This is a genomic window from Pseudomonas brassicacearum, from assembly GCF_003732265.1.
In the GTDB taxonomy this organism is placed as follows: Bacteria; Pseudomonadota; Gammaproteobacteria; order Pseudomonadales; family Pseudomonadaceae; genus Aquipseudomonas; species Aquipseudomonas brassicacearum_D.
Genome location: NZ_MOBK01000009.1, coordinates 14,600 through 30,206, shown reverse-complemented (window position 1 = coordinate 30,206; position 15,607 = coordinate 14,600). Strand labels below are relative to the sequence as shown.

31 protein-coding genes are annotated in these 15,607 nt (G+C 56.2%); 26 read left to right on the top strand and 5 right to left on the bottom strand.

All coding sequences use genetic code 11. The features are described from left to right. Position 1 precedes the first annotated feature (1 nt). From BK660_RS22775 to BK660_RS22755, 4 genes are all read right to left on the bottom strand, one after another. Positions 2 to 817 (bottom strand): replication protein, encoded by an 816-nt coding sequence (locus BK660_RS22775; protein WP_123435199.1) that lies wholly within the window; start codon positions 815 to 817, stop codon positions 2 to 4. After that, positions 814 to 999: a hypothetical protein gene (locus tag BK660_RS22770; protein ID WP_123435198.1), complete on the bottom strand. Its 186-nt coding sequence runs from the start codon at positions 997 to 999 to the stop codon at positions 814 to 816. Before BK660_RS22770 ends, BK660_RS22775 begins: the two co-directional genes overlap by 4 nt. Positions 1,000 to 1,340: 341 nt before the next feature. Beyond that, on the bottom strand, positions 1,341 to 1,529 hold the full coding sequence (locus BK660_RS22760; RefSeq protein ID WP_123435196.1) for a hypothetical protein: 189 nt from the start codon (positions 1,527 to 1,529) through the stop codon (positions 1,341 to 1,343). A gap of 30 nt (positions 1,530 to 1,559) precedes the next feature. Next, positions 1,560 to 1,769, bottom strand: a complete 210-nt coding sequence (locus BK660_RS22755) for a transcriptional regulator (RefSeq protein WP_123435195.1) — start codon at positions 1,767 to 1,769, stop codon at positions 1,560 to 1,562. A gap of 52 nt (positions 1,770 to 1,821) precedes the next feature. On the opposite strand from BK660_RS22755, the gene BK660_RS22750 reads away from it, so the two are divergent. The 26 genes from BK660_RS22750 (at position 1,822) to BK660_RS22635 (ending at position 14,908) form a co-directional block, all read left to right on the top strand. Further along, positions 1,822 to 2,586, top strand: a complete 765-nt coding sequence (locus BK660_RS22750) for an XRE family transcriptional regulator (RefSeq protein WP_123435194.1) — start codon at positions 1,822 to 1,824, stop codon at positions 2,584 to 2,586. 32 nt (positions 2,587 to 2,618) lie between these two features. Beyond that, on the top strand, positions 2,619 to 2,924 hold the full coding sequence (locus tag BK660_RS22745; protein WP_123435193.1) for a hypothetical protein: 306 nt from the start codon (positions 2,619 to 2,621) through the stop codon (positions 2,922 to 2,924). Between the two features lie 384 nt (positions 2,925 to 3,308). Continuing rightward, positions 3,309 to 3,638 (top strand): DUF7296 family protein, encoded by a 330-nt coding sequence (locus BK660_RS22740; RefSeq protein WP_123435192.1) that lies wholly within the window; start codon positions 3,309 to 3,311, stop codon positions 3,636 to 3,638. 241 nt (positions 3,639 to 3,879) lie between these two features. Continuing rightward, entirely contained in the window at positions 3,880 to 4,299 is a 420-nt protein-coding gene (locus tag BK660_RS22735) for a DUF7448 domain-containing protein (RefSeq protein WP_148057459.1), read from the top strand. Positions 4,300 to 4,706: 407 nt separating this feature from the next. Beyond that, positions 4,707 to 4,967 carry a phiTE_015 family protein gene (locus BK660_RS22730; RefSeq protein ID WP_123435190.1) on the top strand — a complete coding sequence of 87 codons (261 nt, stop codon included), beginning with the start codon at positions 4,707 to 4,709 and terminating at the stop codon, positions 4,965 to 4,967. 131 nt (positions 4,968 to 5,098) lie between these two features. Then, a complete protein-coding gene (locus BK660_RS22725; protein WP_123435189.1) occupies positions 5,099 to 5,371 on the top strand; it encodes a hypothetical protein in 273 nt (90 codons plus the stop codon). A gap of 21 nt (positions 5,372 to 5,392) precedes the next feature. Beyond that, positions 5,393 to 5,641, top strand: coding sequence for a hypothetical protein (locus tag BK660_RS22720; protein WP_123435188.1), 249 nt, complete (start codon positions 5,393 to 5,395; stop codon positions 5,639 to 5,641). Beyond that, the gene (locus tag BK660_RS22715) at positions 5,638 to 5,859 is read left to right on the top strand and encodes a hypothetical protein (protein WP_123435187.1); all 222 of its coding nucleotides are present in this window, start codon (positions 5,638 to 5,640) and stop codon (positions 5,857 to 5,859) included. The genes BK660_RS22720 and BK660_RS22715 overlap by 4 nt, the downstream gene beginning before the upstream one ends. A 76-nt stretch (positions 5,860 to 5,935) precedes the next feature. Continuing rightward, positions 5,936 to 6,124 carry a hypothetical protein gene (locus BK660_RS32670; protein ID WP_185045206.1) on the top strand — a complete coding sequence of 63 codons (189 nt, stop codon included), beginning with the start codon at positions 5,936 to 5,938 and terminating at the stop codon, positions 6,122 to 6,124. Positions 6,125 to 6,248: 124 nt separating this feature from the next. Continuing rightward, positions 6,249 to 6,479, top strand: a complete 231-nt coding sequence (locus BK660_RS22710; RefSeq protein WP_148057458.1) for a hypothetical protein — start codon at positions 6,249 to 6,251, stop codon at positions 6,477 to 6,479. A 154-nt stretch (positions 6,480 to 6,633) separates the two neighbouring features. Next, positions 6,634 to 6,774 (top strand): hypothetical protein, encoded by a 141-nt coding sequence (locus tag BK660_RS32665; protein ID WP_185045204.1) that lies wholly within the window; start codon positions 6,634 to 6,636, stop codon positions 6,772 to 6,774. Positions 6,775 to 6,784: 10 nt separating this feature from the next. After that, on the top strand, positions 6,785 to 7,432 hold the full coding sequence (locus BK660_RS22705) for an AAA family ATPase (RefSeq protein ID WP_123435185.1): 648 nt from the start codon (positions 6,785 to 6,787) through the stop codon (positions 7,430 to 7,432). A 10-nt stretch (positions 7,433 to 7,442) separates the two neighbouring features. Further along, on the top strand, positions 7,443 to 8,096 hold the full coding sequence (locus BK660_RS22700; protein ID WP_185045185.1) for a hypothetical protein: 654 nt from the start codon (positions 7,443 to 7,445) through the stop codon (positions 8,094 to 8,096). A gap of 52 nt (positions 8,097 to 8,148) precedes the next feature. Further along, a complete protein-coding gene (locus BK660_RS22695) occupies positions 8,149 to 8,799 on the top strand; it encodes a hypothetical protein (protein ID WP_123435184.1) in 651 nt (216 codons plus the stop codon). A 57-nt stretch (positions 8,800 to 8,856) separates the two neighbouring features. Next, positions 8,857 to 9,624, top strand: coding sequence for a DNA-methyltransferase (locus tag BK660_RS22690; protein WP_123435183.1), 768 nt, complete (start codon positions 8,857 to 8,859; stop codon positions 9,622 to 9,624). Positions 9,625 to 9,803: 179 nt separating this feature from the next. Continuing rightward, positions 9,804 to 10,106, top strand: a complete 303-nt coding sequence (locus BK660_RS22685) for a helix-turn-helix domain-containing protein (RefSeq protein ID WP_123435182.1) — start codon at positions 9,804 to 9,806, stop codon at positions 10,104 to 10,106. Positions 10,107 to 10,140: 34 nt separating this feature from the next. Then, complete coding sequence (locus tag BK660_RS22680; RefSeq protein ID WP_123435181.1) at positions 10,141 to 10,509, top strand: hypothetical protein; 369 nt, start codon at positions 10,141 to 10,143, stop codon at positions 10,507 to 10,509. Positions 10,510 to 10,600: 91 nt separating this feature from the next. Then, the gene (locus BK660_RS22675) at positions 10,601 to 11,080 is read left to right on the top strand and encodes a hypothetical protein (protein WP_148057457.1); all 480 of its coding nucleotides are present in this window, start codon (positions 10,601 to 10,603) and stop codon (positions 11,078 to 11,080) included. Next, positions 11,077 to 11,229 carry a hypothetical protein gene (locus tag BK660_RS32660; protein WP_185045183.1) on the top strand — a complete coding sequence of 51 codons (153 nt, stop codon included), beginning with the start codon at positions 11,077 to 11,079 and terminating at the stop codon, positions 11,227 to 11,229. The genes BK660_RS22675 and BK660_RS32660 overlap by 4 nt, the downstream gene beginning before the upstream one ends. A gap of 286 nt (positions 11,230 to 11,515) precedes the next feature. Then, entirely contained in the window at positions 11,516 to 11,722 is a 207-nt protein-coding gene (locus BK660_RS22670; protein ID WP_123435179.1) for a hypothetical protein, read from the top strand. Further along, the gene (locus BK660_RS22665; protein WP_123435178.1) at positions 11,709 to 11,921 is read left to right on the top strand and encodes a hypothetical protein; all 213 of its coding nucleotides are present in this window, start codon (positions 11,709 to 11,711) and stop codon (positions 11,919 to 11,921) included. The genes BK660_RS22670 and BK660_RS22665 overlap by 14 nt, the downstream gene beginning before the upstream one ends. After that, a complete protein-coding gene (locus BK660_RS22660; RefSeq protein ID WP_123435177.1) occupies positions 11,918 to 12,361 on the top strand; it encodes a hypothetical protein in 444 nt (147 codons plus the stop codon). The genes BK660_RS22665 and BK660_RS22660 overlap by 4 nt, the downstream gene beginning before the upstream one ends. A 10-nt stretch (positions 12,362 to 12,371) precedes the next feature. Further along, entirely contained in the window at positions 12,372 to 12,689 is a 318-nt protein-coding gene (locus BK660_RS22655; protein WP_148057456.1) for a hypothetical protein, read from the top strand. 159 nt (positions 12,690 to 12,848) lie between these two features. Continuing rightward, positions 12,849 to 14,021 carry an Arm DNA-binding domain-containing protein gene (locus BK660_RS22650; RefSeq protein WP_123435175.1) on the top strand — a complete coding sequence of 391 codons (1,173 nt, stop codon included), beginning with the start codon at positions 12,849 to 12,851 and terminating at the stop codon, positions 14,019 to 14,021. 10 nt (positions 14,022 to 14,031) lie between these two features. Beyond that, positions 14,032 to 14,505 (top strand): phiTE_015 family protein, encoded by a 474-nt coding sequence (locus tag BK660_RS22640; protein ID WP_148057455.1) that lies wholly within the window; start codon positions 14,032 to 14,034, stop codon positions 14,503 to 14,505. Between the two features lie 199 nt (positions 14,506 to 14,704). Then, complete coding sequence (locus BK660_RS22635; protein WP_123435172.1) at positions 14,705 to 14,908, top strand: hypothetical protein; 204 nt, start codon at positions 14,705 to 14,707, stop codon at positions 14,906 to 14,908. A gap of 155 nt (positions 14,909 to 15,063) precedes the next feature. Here the strand turns inward: BK660_RS22635 and BK660_RS22630 are convergent, their stop codons facing one another. Beyond that, on the bottom strand, positions 15,064 to 15,486 hold the full coding sequence (locus BK660_RS22630; RefSeq protein ID WP_123435171.1) for an organic hydroperoxide resistance protein: 423 nt from the start codon (positions 15,484 to 15,486) through the stop codon (positions 15,064 to 15,066). Between the last annotated feature and the right edge of the window lie 121 nt (positions 15,487 to 15,607).

The window sequence follows — 15,607 nt, the reverse complement described above, 5'->3', positions numbered from 1 at the left end:
ATCATAGGGCCTCCAGCACTTTCAGGACCTTGTCCTGCTTGGTCAGAAACTCGATGTCAGCGGTCCAGCCACGGTCGTTATCACCGGTCCAGTGTTTGTTCTTCAGGCAGTCGGTGAAGTACAGGGTCCAGAACTCACCCTTGCGGAACGGGTGAACGCCGTTGAGCTCCAGGTTCCAGCAGCCCTTGATCAGGTTCTTGCGTTTGGTCGAGAGCTTCAGGCACTTGGGCAGCAGCTCGCCACACACGGTGTTGTAGATCTCGGCGATCTTGCCGTACGGGATGCGGTCGGCTTTCGGTGGAGCTGGTTGATCAGGTTCCTGGGTGACCTGCTGTTCCGGTTCAGATTTCAAAACTCCGGCGGTCGCAGCGACAGCGGCGACAACTGCGTTAGCAGTTAGATTTGTATTTATGTCTTTATTGTGTGGTAAGAACGCCACATTGGACGTGGTGGAAACGCCACACTGTGGCACTTCTTTCGGCTTGTTCTGATGGGTGTTTTTCTTGTCGATTGCCCACTCATTGATCGGTGCAAAACCGATTGGGCTACGGCTTCCTCCAGTGCGGTATATGACGCGCTGACGGATAAGCTCACAGATGGCCCGCGATACGTCTTCGCGATGAATGCCGGACATCTGAGCAATGTAGGAGGCGGCAATGCGCGCACTCTCCAGGTTGTACCCGGCTGTCTGCCGGTGAATAGCCAAGGCAACACGTAACTCTCGCCCTGACAGGTCAGCCCCAATGAGGGCCTCATACAGATCGTTGTCCATCCGGGTGAATCCCCCGGCCGATTTCAGTTGGATGACATTGCTCATACCGATTCCCCTTTCAGGGACGCTTTCAAATGCTCGAGGCATTCACGGCGGAACTTGGTCTTGGATTCTTTGGTGTATTGGAAGCGAACCATGTTGGCCGCATACATTGCTGCTGACTGGTGATAGCTGAGCGCATGCGAGAAAAAGACGGGGGGGTTGACGTATTCATTGAGGTTCTGCATTATTTGCTCCAGAACTTAGTGCAGTACGTTTGTTGAAGAACCCGCCCGGCCAGGCGGGTTTTTTGTGTCTGCGATTTAGGTGTCTTCACTTTTCAGGCCCTCATCAGGCTTGGCTCTCGCTGGCGAGTACGGTCGCCGGAATGGTTGAATCGTCCCTGACATCGTTTTGGGTCTGGTCCTTGCTACGATGTGTTTCTCAATCAATTCCTTTGCCAGTTGCTCCGGTGTAATCCCGAGTGCTTCGGCTGCCTGCCGCAGTAGCTCGATATCCCCGTCATCAGCGAGCTGTCTCAAGGACAGATCGTCTCGGTTCTCAGGCATGTAGCCTCCGTTTAGGGCCTTCAGGCCTTCTCTTGAATCCGGGTAAGCTCGTCCGTCATCTGCTGGATTGCGGCTTTGAGGATTTCCCGGGCCAGTACGGCTTTCTGCGTCCCGTGAATCTTCGCCAGGGCGCGCAGGTACTCGTCGTACTCGTCACTCAGGCGAACCTTTGTTTCGTTGTGGTTTAGGTGCTTGGGGTCTTCGTACATCGGTCGTTTCCTTTCGCGATTGAAATGGGGTTAAGCGACAGCGGATTGGTTTGGGTTGGCGCAAAGTTCTCTTGCAGTGATCGACCCACCAGTCAGCTCTTCAGCAAGGAATGCTTTGTCTGCGCTCATACGGGTGATGCCGTTTGCCCAGAAAGAGACCGAAGCCTGGGAAACGCCGAGCGCTGCTGCTGTTTTGGTCTGGCTGCCGAAGTGCTCGACAAGTCGTTCAATGGGGGTCATTCGAGAGCCCTCCTGATAAGCCTGCTTATATCCTAGTGATGCGGAGGCTTATTTGCAAGAAGATAAGAGGGCTTATAACGTTGTGAAGATGAATACACTCGCAAACCGCATCAAAGTGGCCCGCCAAGGCGCCCGGCTTACGCAAAAGAAGCTCGCTGAGCTTGTTGGCGTCGAACAGCCAGTCATCTCCCAGCTCGAAACCGGGAAGAACCTCCAAAGCGCGCACATCGCGAAGATCGCGCACGCTTGCTCAGTTAGTGCTATATGGCTATCTGATGGAATTGGTGAGATGAAAGGAAGACTGACGCACATCGAGGCAAACGCTGAGCTGCTCGGGGACATGGAAGCTTGGGAAGAAGGCGAATCACTGGATGACGACGAGTATGAAATCCCGTACTTTGCTGAGGTTGAATTCGCGGGTGGACAAGGTATGTCTGAGGTCGTTGAAATTGCCGATAGAAAGCTTCGATTCAGCGGCGCCACACTGAAGGCGGCAGGCGTCGAGGCAAAAAGCGCTGCTTGCGCCAGGATCAAGGGTCGTAGCATGGAGCGCCTAATTTTGGACGGCGCCGCGATAGGGTTTGACCTCGATGACACTTCAATCATCGATGGCGAGATCTACGCCTTCAATCAGCTGGGCATGCTCAGGGTGAAATACTTGCACCGCCTTCCCGGCGGTAGTGTGAGGATCCGCAGTGAGAATTCAGAAGAGTTCCCTGACGAGGTTATGACCGCCGAGCAGTTCGCTGAAGACATCCGCATGCTTGGGCGCGTCTTCTGGTGGTCTACTGTAAGGCGCTCCCCGCGTCGGAAATAATCAGCCCGGTCTTTCTGGCTGGAGGAATCAAAATGGCATCGACCCTAATCAACTACACGTGCAGGTCTTGCGGACAGCCAGCCACGGCTGCCACTAAGCGGACATTCCTTGGCTTTCAGCGCGTGAGCTGCCCTTACTGCAAAAAAGCCGAGGATTTCCCGCTAGCTAAAGGTTATCGGGCTGCCTATCTGGCCATCCTTGCGGTTATGGCTATAAGCGTGGCGATGGCAGTCAGCCAAGATGAAATCCCGCTTCCTGGCCTGCTGGGGATTCTCGTAATCATTGCCCTGATCATTGATTTCAGGCGCAGGAAGAAGATGAAATCCATTATGCAATAGTCCTTTAGCATCAACGATCCCGCCACTGAGCGGGATTTTTTTCGTCTATCGAAAAATATATAAGCAATCTTATTGACGGGATGGATAAGCACGCTTATATTCTGTTCAACGCCACAGAACAACGAGGCGCCAGGGCCTGAAAAGGTTCGCAGCTCCAAGGCAGCGATGAACCGGCCTCAACGGTTCAGAGGGTTGGCAACTGACCCGGGTGTGCAGCGTAAAGCACCGAAAGCAGTTTTCTGGCGGACAGGGTCGCGGCTAGAAGAACAATTTGGTGATGGTCAGTAATCGACGCCAGTTGCGGATTACTGCGGAGAACATCACTGAAGCGCCTTGGCCAACAGGGCGTTTCGGGATGACAACCGAATAACGGAGCGGAATAAGATGAAGTGGTTCACTTACGATCAGAACAACTCAGGCGGTTACTTCATCGACAATGATGACGTGTCACACCTGATCTGTGTGCAGGCAGAGAACGCCGACGAGGCAAACACCCGTGCGTATCAGATTACCGAGGAATACGGTGAATTCTGTGAATGTTGCGGTTCGCGTTGGTATATCGCAGAGCGTGACGAGGATGGCGCTGATGTTCCAACTCAATACGACAAGCCTTTGTCCGAATCCACGGCGTCCGGATACAGACAAACAGCGGTTCTGCACTTTGCGAACGGCGAAAAGCGCAAGGTTCGGATCGGCGAACCAATCGACCTCTAATTCTAAGCCGGCATCACCTCTGCCCATTCGCTGAGTGGGCAGAAGGATGTGGACGAAGCAACACTCCTCGCAAAGAGGCCACCTACATCACCTCACCGCTAACGCACCACCCAGTCGCTGCCTCCAGTAGAGAGCGACCGGATATCAGATGGCTTCTGGCTGTTTCCGGATCGCCATCTGGCTTTACAAATGCCTCTCACACCCCGGGAGGCATTCGAAAGCCACTGAGCGAGACAAAGCAATGACCAATGAATTGATCGACAAGAAAATCATCGGGATGAAGATTGCGCAGGACAAGAAGGCGCTTCTCTTTGTCGTTGAAAGTGGCGACAACCTCATCGCTAAGGTCGATGCAGATTGCTGTTCTGAGACATGGATTGAGTCAGTAGAGCTTCCAGCTCTTGGCTTCCCATTCACGATCAGCGCAGTCGAAGAGCTCGACTTGGATAAGCCATCAATAAGCAACGAAGAATACGAATGCCTTCAGTTCTACGGGGCAAAAATCGTCACCGACAAAGGCGACATGATCATTGATTACCGTAATGAGTCGAACGGTTACTACGGCGGCTCCATCTGCTGGCCCGGCGAAGCATTCTACGGCGGCGTTTACAGCCAAAACGTATCGAGTCAGGAATGGACGGACATTCAGGACGCCGGATAAAACACCCCTCTCCGTGCACGTCTAGCCAGACGCAAATGGCCCGATATCTCTCTGGGGAAACTCGTATAGAGATGGCATCGGGGTTGACGTTGTGACAATGCCAGCGCCGTGATTGCAAAGCGGAGTGCTTCAGCGTCAACCCCGATGCTCGCACATCACCTGAAAGGGTCGGGTTCCCGGCCGGGCGTTCGGTGCCATTAACCGACGGCGCGGGATGCGTCGATAACTCAGTCCCAACCAACTACCGAGGAATGCTCGGTAGTTCAATTCTACGCGGAGGATTTGCAGCCATGTAACAGACAATAACGATCCGACGCCTCATGCGCCCGGTCGTGACGTAGGGAAGGTAAAGCCCCGGCTCTTGATTCACGCCGGGGCTTTTTATTGGGCGATTGGAGGTGAGTGTGATGGACAAGATGCAGGAGGATTTTGAGGCATGGCACAAAAGTGTCGTAGTCGGTGACCCGCCTCATGACAAATACAACTCAGGCGATTACAGGAACCAGCATGTGCAGCGTTATTGGATTGGCTGGAAAGCCTCCCGCGAATCGCTGGTTATTGATCTGCCAGCCCCACGCCAAACGCTTGCCGGCCCCTCTCTTTACGCGCAGTTCAAAGAGGCTGTCGAAGCTTCCGGCGCACAAGTTGCGATCAAGGAGACGCCATGAAACGCACAACCCCCTCACCCCGCAAGCCCCGCCCCGACGTCCACGACTGCGCCAAAGGTCGGATGCATGACGCACCGAGGAAGGTCGTTACCACTATGCCGGGCGGGTATATCGCCTGATTGGAGATTGAGATGAGCGATATCAAACCGATCCACGCAAACAGCCGAGATGGCGGCGATGCCTACCGCATGCTGAATCTGATCCACGTCATGGCGGGAATGTTAGCGAACGAGCCAAAGAAACACTTCACCTTGGCGCGGACAAACAGCGACCCGCAGTACGGCCCAATTATCACTGTCTGGACGAATGGAATCATCGATGTCGAAGCGAGGACTTGGCGCGACCAAGAACCTGCATATCACGAATATTCGATGACACGCGTAAGCAAAGACGCAGCTGAATAACCAGCCACTCTGGAGGCGACCATGTCAACCGGCTATGCAGACAGTGCGCAGGCCCGAGAGTGGGACAGGCGCTACGACGCTTGGGGGCGCGAGAAGAAAGCGACTCTTGATGAGTTCCACGACTACGAGGCCGCCGCACTCCAGCGCTCCCAGGCGCTGGCTGATCGTGATGCCCGCTTGATCGTCGAGCGCAAGGCGAGCGCGATGCGCATTGCCGCCGCAGTCGACGCCATCGGCGAGTTCTGGGGCCTGAAGGAGAAGACAACGTGAACAACCACGATAAAGCCGTTCACATGATCGAAACCGAGATCGCGACCATCCCCACCACTCAGTTCCCGGTGATGGCTGGCTCAGTTTGCCGGATGGCTGTCTTCTTGGCCCACCGCCTCGATGCGATTGTCTCCACGGAGCGCGACGAATACCTCAAGCGGATTCGGGCGCTGGAAATGACCAGGTACGTTGAACTCCTAAAGGGAGAAGCAGCATGACCATCATCGCCGGATCATTTGAAGGAATCGTCGAAGCCCTGAGAAATCGGGGTTTCTTGTTTCTGGTTGACGTGAAATGGATCGACCAGCCATGCAAGTGCGCGGGCCGGTGGACCTGCAAGGTGATGCCATGAAACAGCTCGCTACCCGTCGCTACACATTCCAAGAACTGCTCAACCGGATCGACCTCGAATACTGGCGCGTAGTTGAGCATAACGAAATGAACTACACGTTCATCCCGCTGAAATACTGGGGAGGTGATTGATGAAACCACTCTTCTGGCTCCTAGCCGTCCTCACCGTCTTCTATTGGGGCACCTACGCCGAGATGCGCGAGATTCAGCGCGAGCAGATCAGCCTTCCTGTGGCGGTGGCGAGATGAAGTGCTGGATGGTTCACGACGGCGAGCCTGCATACGGCTGCCAAATGGTCTTCGCCGAAACTATTAACAGGGCGAAGCAAGTCGGCATAAACCACTACCCGGGCGATTTCGGCGAATGGATCGATATCCGCGCTTGGCGCAAGCCTGAGTTTGACGGGCTGCGGGATCATGAATGCGCCGTCATGGATAACGACGAGCTCCCGCCGGATAAGCCCTTCTATTGCGAGGTGATCGGATGACCTCTTACCAACGAGCCAAACGATATTGGTTCTGGCGAGGCTCAGCCATCGTCCTCCTCGGCACGACATTCGTAATGCTGGCCAGCGCCTACGTCGGTCAGCTCACCTCTTAAATAGAACTCATACGCCGCCTGCATGGCGGAAGGATCTCCCCATGTCGCCACGCATGGCCGCCCAGCTCGACTGGATGCAGGTCGGTGCCTTCTCGCCCGAGCGATTCACTGGCGAAGCCCGCAAAGAGTACGAAGACGAAGCCCGCCGCATACAGCGGCAGTGGGATAACGAACCAATCTGAGGACGCCATCATGGCAACTGTAACGCTCATCCTTGGAAAGTCAGGGAGCGGCAAGAGTGCTTCACTGCGGAACATGACCCCCGCAGAAGTAGCGCTGATTCAGGTCATCCCCAAGCCTCTGCCATTCAAGGGCGCCAAGGCCTGGAAGCCCTACGTGACAGATGACTGGCAGAAGGTGATCAACCGGTCAGTTCAAGCCACCAAGCACGACCGCAAGATCATCGTCATCGACGACTTCCAATACATCCTGGCGAACGAGTTCATGCGCCGCAGCGAGGAAAAGGGCTTCGACAAGTTCACCGAGATCGGCCGGCACACCTGGAACATCTTCGAATCACTGTTGCGCCTGCCTGACGACGTTCGCGTCTACATCCTGAGCCACACCGAAGAGACGGACGCCGGCCAGATCAAGATGAAGACGATCGGCAAGATGCTCGACGAGAAAATTACCCTAGAAGGCATGGTGACGATCGTTCTGCGCGCCGTCGTTCAGGATGGCCAGCACCTTTTCAGTACCCGCAACAACGGCTCGGACACGACCAAGGCCCCCATGGGGATGTTCGACGACAACCACGTTGACAACGATCTGGCGGCAGTCGATGCCGCGATTGTCGACTACTACGAAATCAAACCCGCTCAAGCTAATCAGGCCGCATAAGGAAACCAAAATGTTCAATCTTGATGCAAACGCAGCACGATCCGCCGACAACAAATCGGCGTTCGTCGACGAAGCTGGCAAGTACATCGGCGCCTTCAACCGCGCCGAGTACATGGAGAAGGCAGACACCGGCTCAACCGGTATCGGCTTCACCTTCAAGTCGCGTGACGGCGCTGAAGCGCAGTTCTACCTGAACCTGTCCTACCAGCACGGCAAGCGTAACGAAGGCGGCCACGCTCTGCTGAACGCGCTTATGGCATGCATGCAGTTGCGCACCGTCGGCGATCCAAGGCCGATGGAAATCGAAAAGTGGGACAAGGACGCAGGCGCACGCGTGAAAGTGACCGTTCCGAGTTTCGCCGAGTTCGTAGGCAAGCCAATCGGTCTGTTGATGCAAATGGAAATCGAGAAGAACAGCACGACCGGCATGGAGCGCCCGGTGATCTTTGCCCCGTTCAGCGCCGAGTCTGAAAAGACTGCATCCGAGATCCTGGATCAGCGCTGCACGTCGCCGGCCAAGCTGGAAAAGATGGTTCAGCAGGTCATGAAAAAGCCGGTCGTTGACCGTCGACCGAAAGGCAGCCAGGCCCAAACATATGGCGCTGACACTCACGGCGCCGGTAACGATATGCCAGCCGACTGGGACGACATCCCATTTGATTGATCGACAGCCAGCAGCTCACCACTGCTGGCAACCTTTCCCGTGTGAGGCATCCATGAGCGCCTACATCAGCACCGACTTAAACATGATCAAAGAACTCGACCCGCAACGCCATGAGCTGGCTTTGCAGATGGCGGAGTTCCTAGAAAAAGGAGGGACTATTGAGGTTTTGCAGGGACCCAGTTTCAAACCGCAACCGGTGAGGCATGAGCCACTTGCGGCGGCCAAAGTGAAACAGCCGAAACCGGCGGCACCAGTCATAGCCGATGCACCCTACATGGACAAAATCACTCAGCGAGAAATAGGCCGAGAAGATCGTGCGGAGCAACGGGCCATCGAGCGCGCCGAACTGATTGAGCGCCTTCGCGGCGCTGCTGTGACCATGACTTACGCGCAGGCCGTCTTGCGACTCGGCATGTCGCGCCGAAACCTGCAAAAGCTCGCCGTCGAGAATGGATTCAAGTTCAAGCGTGAAGTGCCGAGTCGCCGCCAAGCTTACCTGCGCGGCCCCGACAGCGAGGACAGGCACGCCAAGGACGCCGAGCGCATCAAGGCATTCAAGGAAATCGGGTTATCCCGCAACCAGGCAGCCCTTCAGCTGGGCGTAACGTTCCGAACCTTCAATTTGCTGCTCGACAAGTTCGCCATCGACTATCCGAAACGTAAGGCAGGGCCTCATCCGGCCTTCTTCGCCAAGCAGCAGTAAACCAACCCATCTGTCGCATCCAGTCATTGGAGGGCGGCGCCTGACTGGAGATCTTCTATGGCGGTTGAGCCATGGCTGTACTTGGGCGATTGCCTTGAGGTTATGAAGTCTGTCCCAGACAACAGCGTCGACATGATCTGCGCAGATCTGCCCTATGGAACAACCCAGTGCGCTTGGGACGTTGTAATCCCGTTCGATGCTCTGTGGGAGCAGTACCTGCGCATTGCAAAGCCAGAGGCGGCAATCGTGTTGTGCGCCGCCCAGCCGTTCGCATCCCTGATGGTTTCCAGCAATACCCGAGACTATAAGTACGAGTGGATCTGGGAAAAGGGCGCAGCCACCGGGTTTCTTAACGCCAAGAAACAACCACTCCGCGCGCACGAAAGTGCCCAGGTCTTCTACCGCAAGCAGCCTGTTTACAACCCGCGCATGACGACCGGGCATGAGCGCAAGACTTCGAAGCGCAAGTCCGTGGAGTCGGAGTGCTACGGGAAGGCCCTGAACCTTACCGAATACGACTCGACAGAGCGGTACCCGCGCTCGGTGCAGTTCTTCTCGAGCGACAAGCAGACCGCAAGCTATCACCCAACGCAAAAGCCGGTGGCGTGGATGTCCTTCTTGATCAGCACATACACCAACCCGGGACAGGTGGTTATGGATAACACCATGGGCAGCGGTACTACTGGCGTTGCGTGCCTGCAGCTCAATCGCAGGTTTCTTGGCATCGAACGAGACGAAGTGATCTTTGGTACCGCGAAAGCCCGACTGGATGCGGAACTGATCCGGGTGAATACGCCAGATCCGCAAATCGATATGTTCGCCTAACCCCCTTCCAATTCAACCTCACCCATTCCGGGAGGCCCTATGTCATCCAAAGGAAAGCTCAAGGCTGGCTACTTAGAACTCGGATTCCGATGCGAGTACTGCGGGAATCCTCGGAGTCAGTGCCGCAACGACAAATGCTCCAAAGCCCGTCAGCGGGAACACGCACAGAGGAATGAGCCATGACCGCCAAGTTATCGCCTGACTCGATCGGGCTGATCTTCACCATGAATGCAGCCGGGCATTGCGCCGAGGAGATTGCTGATGCGGCGGGCTGCTCGTACTCCACTGTCGTGCGATATCTGAACGAGGCCGGGGTTGTGCTGGGCAATAAGGGCAAGCCCAAGCAGTGCACGGCTGACTACATGGCCTTGGCGCTGGACATGCGGGCTCACGGGTCGACTTGGTACGACGTCGAGCAGCATGTCGGCTTTCACCGCTCGACATTCCATAGCCAGCTCAGAGCCCAGCGCGCCCAACAATAACCGCCCCACCGGGCACAGCAGATTGGAGAATGATGTGAGTGAAGTGAAATGTTCGACGTGCAAAGGCACGAAAAGGATTGAGTTTGAGCGAGGGCAGCGGTGCGTGCCGTGCGTAACTTGCAGCGGCTCAGGCGTTGACTGGCGCAAGTCGTGCGAGTCAGGCCAATCCGAGCTGGCTGCCTTGCGGGAAGAGCTGGCCTTGAAACTTGAGGCGTATCAAGGCGCCCATATGATGGTCACTGATTTGAAGGCTGAATTAAGAGCCGCCGAGCAGCTGAATGCGGAGCTGGTCACTTTGCTGAATGGCTATCCTCGCGGCGTTCCCGGCTTCGCTGAATGGGCCGGCAAAGTAGGCGCCACTCTCAAACCCACCGAATCGGGAGCAAGCGATGTGCACTTGTAAAGATGCGAGCCGCAACAATTCATGCAAAGGCCTGATCGATTGCAGTCTGCGGGTCGATCACCCCGAGCGTAAAATAGCGAGGCCGCAAGCCATGACCAACGATAAAACCGTAACCATGTCGCGGGAGCTGGCCGAACGGATCATATCTGCGTTTTCTGAAACTGGGAAAATCGATCCAGATTATGTTTACGTTGGACAGATCGCAAAAGAACTAAATTCAATCCTCGCCGCCCCAGTCGTCGAGCGCCAACCGGTGGCGTGGGGAACGATGCAACCTGAGTTCTCCGATGATGACCGAACACTAATCACGGACAAGGAATACGCCGAAGTCTACGACCGCCAGTGCTACACGCTGACCCCTCTGTTTGACTCGTCGCCCGCGCCGGTAGCGGTCACTGATGGCTGGAAGCTCGTACCCATAGTGGCAACTCTGGAGATGAAAAACGCAGGCTGGCAGGAATGTGAGCGACAAGGCGTCGACCCCGAATCGATTGAGATGCAGACGATCTGGACCGCTATGCATTTGAGCGCCCCGGCCTGCCTCGACAAGGTCAAGGAGATGAATTCATGAACTATCTGGTCTGCATCTGGCATTGCCAATCCTACATCACTCTGTGCATTTACACGGACGGCGGCCGAGAAGAGGCGAAGCGCTTGGCAGGAGTGCTAGCAAGAAAGATTGGCGGCGATGTTCATAGGCTGGAGGAGATAGATCGATGATCCCTAAAGCCATTTTATTCAGCCTGATCTTCTGCTGGCTGCCGATGTCCTTTGCGTTCAAGTGGGTGATGGCATGACAACCTTTCTCCTGTGCGCGTCTTATCTGTGGGCCGCCATCGCCATTGATGATTATTTCAAGCCCGAGCGGTGCAGGCTTATTTTGAGGCAGAAGCCATGATCGCCCTCGCCTGGTTCTACTGCGTGTACTGCCGCTGAGCCTCACCCTCCAGTTGTAAGCCCCTAATTGACAACTCACTGCTTGCCGCCCAGCGGCCGGAGCATCGTCATGTCTCATATCGAAGAAAGAGAAGGCCGGCTGTACGCGGCCGAACTGCTTGCGTCTGCCGTCTATATGCCGCGCTGCATGTTCGACGAGCGCGGGCCGGTGGAAACGATGGCCTGCAATCTGGAGCTGACGGCTCAGGTAAGGCCAGCGGACTATGCAAAAGGGATCAAGCAGGTTTTGGAGGTAGTGCGCCATGGCAGCCTTTGACGTGCACGCCCAGAACGAAGATGGCGGCCCCGGAAAGCTGCTTGACACTATCGATCGCGTCCCGGAAATCGGCAAACGTGAAAGCTTCGTCGAATTCGATGGAGAGATGCATCCAGTGCTGACAGGGATTCGTAATTTCATCATCGTCACCCAAGAGCGCTGGGCGCGGGTGTCGGCTGCTAACTGGAGGCGGTTATGAGTGAGACTATTGCATGGCTTCTTGAGGTCGAGGGCTACAAAGGCGTGCTGATCGACAACTACCAGCGAGCACTATCCGAGCAAGAGCATTTTCATGGCCGTGGACGCTCGGCAGTGATAAAGGATCTTGTTCTACGCCAGCCAGATCTGCACCCACTCCAGCAAACCTTGCGCGACAACGGCGACCTGATCGCAGCCCAAGCCACCATCGCCCAGCAGGCGCAGATGATCGAGCACCTGCGCGGCGGGCCTACTCCGCTCTACACCGCCGTAGACATGGCCAATGCTGCGGCTGACGGGTTCAGGGATGGGGCGGCGAGTGTTGTGGTGGACCTGTCCAAACATCATGGCGGCCAGCATCTGCCTGGAACTGAGCGGATGTTCTTGAGCGATGTTATTGCAGCCATTGAATCAGCCGGCGGGACGGTGAAGGATGAATGACCGAGCCGAAATGATCGAACTCTGCAAGATCGCCCAGTTCCAGGGCGGGCCTCAGAACCTGAGCGCTGTCGGCATCGGCCGATATCTGCGGCTGTGCAGTCCCGAGGTGGTTTTGATGCTGCTTGCCGACGCCGCACGGTATCAGCACATCAAGTCAACATGGCACGACGGCGGACTGCTGGAGCGGCTGAAGGAAAACACGCTGCCGGAAGACTGGAGTGCGGCTATCGATGCTGACATGAGCGCGGCTCCGCATGAGTTGCCCAGTACGCTGAGCGACTGGGCCACCGCCGGCTTTAATGCAAAGCAGATGAGCAAGGAGGGTTGAGATGGTCAAATACAAGACGATCAGCCAGTTCGCCACCGAAAGTGGCTACACTGAGGCCGCGATTCGAGCAAAGATCGCTGACGGCACATGGCCTAAGGGGCTGGTGTGGAGGCATGCGCCGGACAATAAACCTCTAATAAGTGTGGATGGGTATGCGGAATGGGTGGAAAGCGCAGCGGCGTTCGAGCGGCGTCCAAGAGCAGCATTGAGATCACCTTCATGCTCGAGGGCGTCCAGTGCCGCGAGCGCCTCCCAATTGAGCCCAGCCCCGCTAATCTAAAGCGCGCCGAGCAGCACAAGGCGGCTATCGAACTGGCGATCTACAACGGCACGTTCGACTATCTGGCCACCTTTCCCAAGTCCAAGCGAGCCAATCGGCTTGGATACCAGACCGGGCAAGTCCCGCTGTCGAAATACCTCGCAAGCTGGCTAGAGAAGAAAGAGAAGGGGTTGAAGGCCAGCACCATCGACGGCTATCGGAAAATCATCGACGGTGTTCTGGTGCCGAAGCTGGGCGCTCATCCCCTGGTGCTGCTCAGTCGCAAGATGATCAAGGAGGCGATGGCGAGCATGGATGCTTCGAACAAGCGCCTGTCGAACGTGCAGAGCTGCCTAAGGTCGGCGCTGAATGACGCGGTGCATGACGAGCTGATCGAGATCAACCCTATGGCGGGCTGGACGTACGCGGTAAGGGAGAAGCCGAAGACCGAGGATGAGATCGACCCGTTCTCGCCGGAGGAACAACGGCTGATTCTGGCTGGAACAGATGGGCAGTACCGGAACCTGTTGCAGTTCGCCATATGGACTGGCCTACGAACGAGCGAACTCATCGCGGTAGAATGGGGAGATGTGGATTGGTTACGGGGGGAGATTCGGATATCGCGAGGGCTGACCAGAGCGGCCAAGGAAGCGGAGTTGCCGAAGACGGCGGCGGGCATACGTAGCGTGAAGCTTTTGCCAATGGCGCTGGAGGCGCTGACGGCTCAGAAGGTGCACACCTATATAGAAGGTGGCGTGATTTTCCATGACCCGAGATACGGCAAGCCGTTCGACGGCGATCAGGCCATTCGCAAAAGCTTCTGGATACCGACGCTCAGGAAGGCGAAGGTTCGGTATCGGAACCCGTACCAGACCCGGCACACGTATGCGTCAATGATGCTGTCGGCCGGGGAACATCCGATGTGGGTAGCAAAACAGATGGGCCACAAAGACTGGACGATGATCGCTCGAGTCTACGGCCGATGGATCCCGAGCGAAAACGACACTTCCGGCAATCGTGCCGTCGAGATGTTCGGGACGCCGGTTCAACTCCCTAAGGAGGAGTCAGCATGAGCAAGAACGTTTGGCTACCTATAGTCAGCGCGTCTGGACTGGCAGTTGGAATTTTACCCTCCCTAATCTTGAGCGGGAATATCTGGCTGGATACCCCCGTATTTCTGGCGGCAAGCACCTATCAGGCGTTTATTCTGCTTGTACTTTGGCGACACAGACCCTGGAGAAAGTCGACATGAGCGAGAAAATGCGCGAAGGGTTCGAAGCATGGGCAAAAAACCAAGGATATGAGCTTTGGGTAAGTTGCTCTGCTCAGATTGTATGCGGACTCACCACATCGGTTGCTGTCGCGCCCGGTTACACCAGCCAAGAAACGCAAAAAGCATGGGAGGCATGGCAAGCCTCCCGCGAGTCGCTGGTGATTGAGCTGCCTCCAATTTGGGAGGAAAGCCCTAATACCGCCTTGGGACAAGCATGCGCCCAGATCAGAACCGCTGATATTCAAGCCATCAAAGCCGCAGGCCTGAAGGTTGCAAATCAGTAGTTTCAGCAGCATTTCAGCAGCATTTGCCGTTTAGACCAGCAAATACACACAGAGAACGGGGGTTCAAATCCCCCCGGCTCCACCAAATACGAAGCAAAGCAAAACCCGCCAAGTGCGGGTTTTGTTGCATCTGGGGTTTGGTTTGGGCGGTTCAACACAATCAGGCCTATGCTGTCGTCCTACTCCCAAGGATGGCGCCATGAAACTCAAAACACTGATTGTCGTGTTAACCCTTTCCCTGACGTCTGGCTGTGCGTACTACAACGACCGCACCACCGACACCAGCAAGAACGGGCGGATTGCCTGTGATGCCGAGCCGGCCAATCAGCCGGGGTGTTACACGAAGCAGTCGAAGGATTGGAGTTGGGGTGGTTTGAAGTTTGGAGTTGGGGCTTCGAACTAGGCTCTGGCCCCCGAGATCTGCGCCACACCGCTGATCCCTTGTAGGAGTGAGCCTGCTCGCGATGGCGGCGTGTCAGTCAACATCCATGTTGAATGAACGATGGCCATCGCGAGCAGGCTCACTCCTACAAAGGCAGTCCAGTGTAAGGCGGAGATCTACACCACTTTCAGATCAACCGAAACATGCCCGCGGGTCATCCGCGAGTACGGGCACATCTGATGCGCCGCCTCAGCCAGCTCACGCTTCACCCCATCCTCCAGCCCCGGAATGTTGACGTTCAACCTGACCGCCAACTGAAAATCGCCACCACTGGTTTTACCCAGATCCACCTCGGCATCCACCGACGTGTCTTCCGGCAATTTGATTTTCATCTTGCCCGCCGCCACCTGGATCGCGCCGATAAAACACGCCGAATAACCCAGCGCAAACAGTTGCTCCGGGTTGGTGCCGGGCTTGCCCGAGCCGGGGGAGCTGAAGGTGACGTCGAGTTCGCCATCGCTGGACTTGCCGGTGCCGGTGCGGCCGCCGACGGTGTGGGTTTTTGCGGTGTACAGAACGGTTTCCAGTGCAGTACTCATGGCCGTGACTCCTGAAGGGAAGCGACAGAGTAGGCAAGCCTAGCAGCGCCGCACCGGTTCACCGGCAACGTTCGTCGGATGAAAAAAAGGCACTGAGCGATAACCGCCAGTGCCTTTTCTC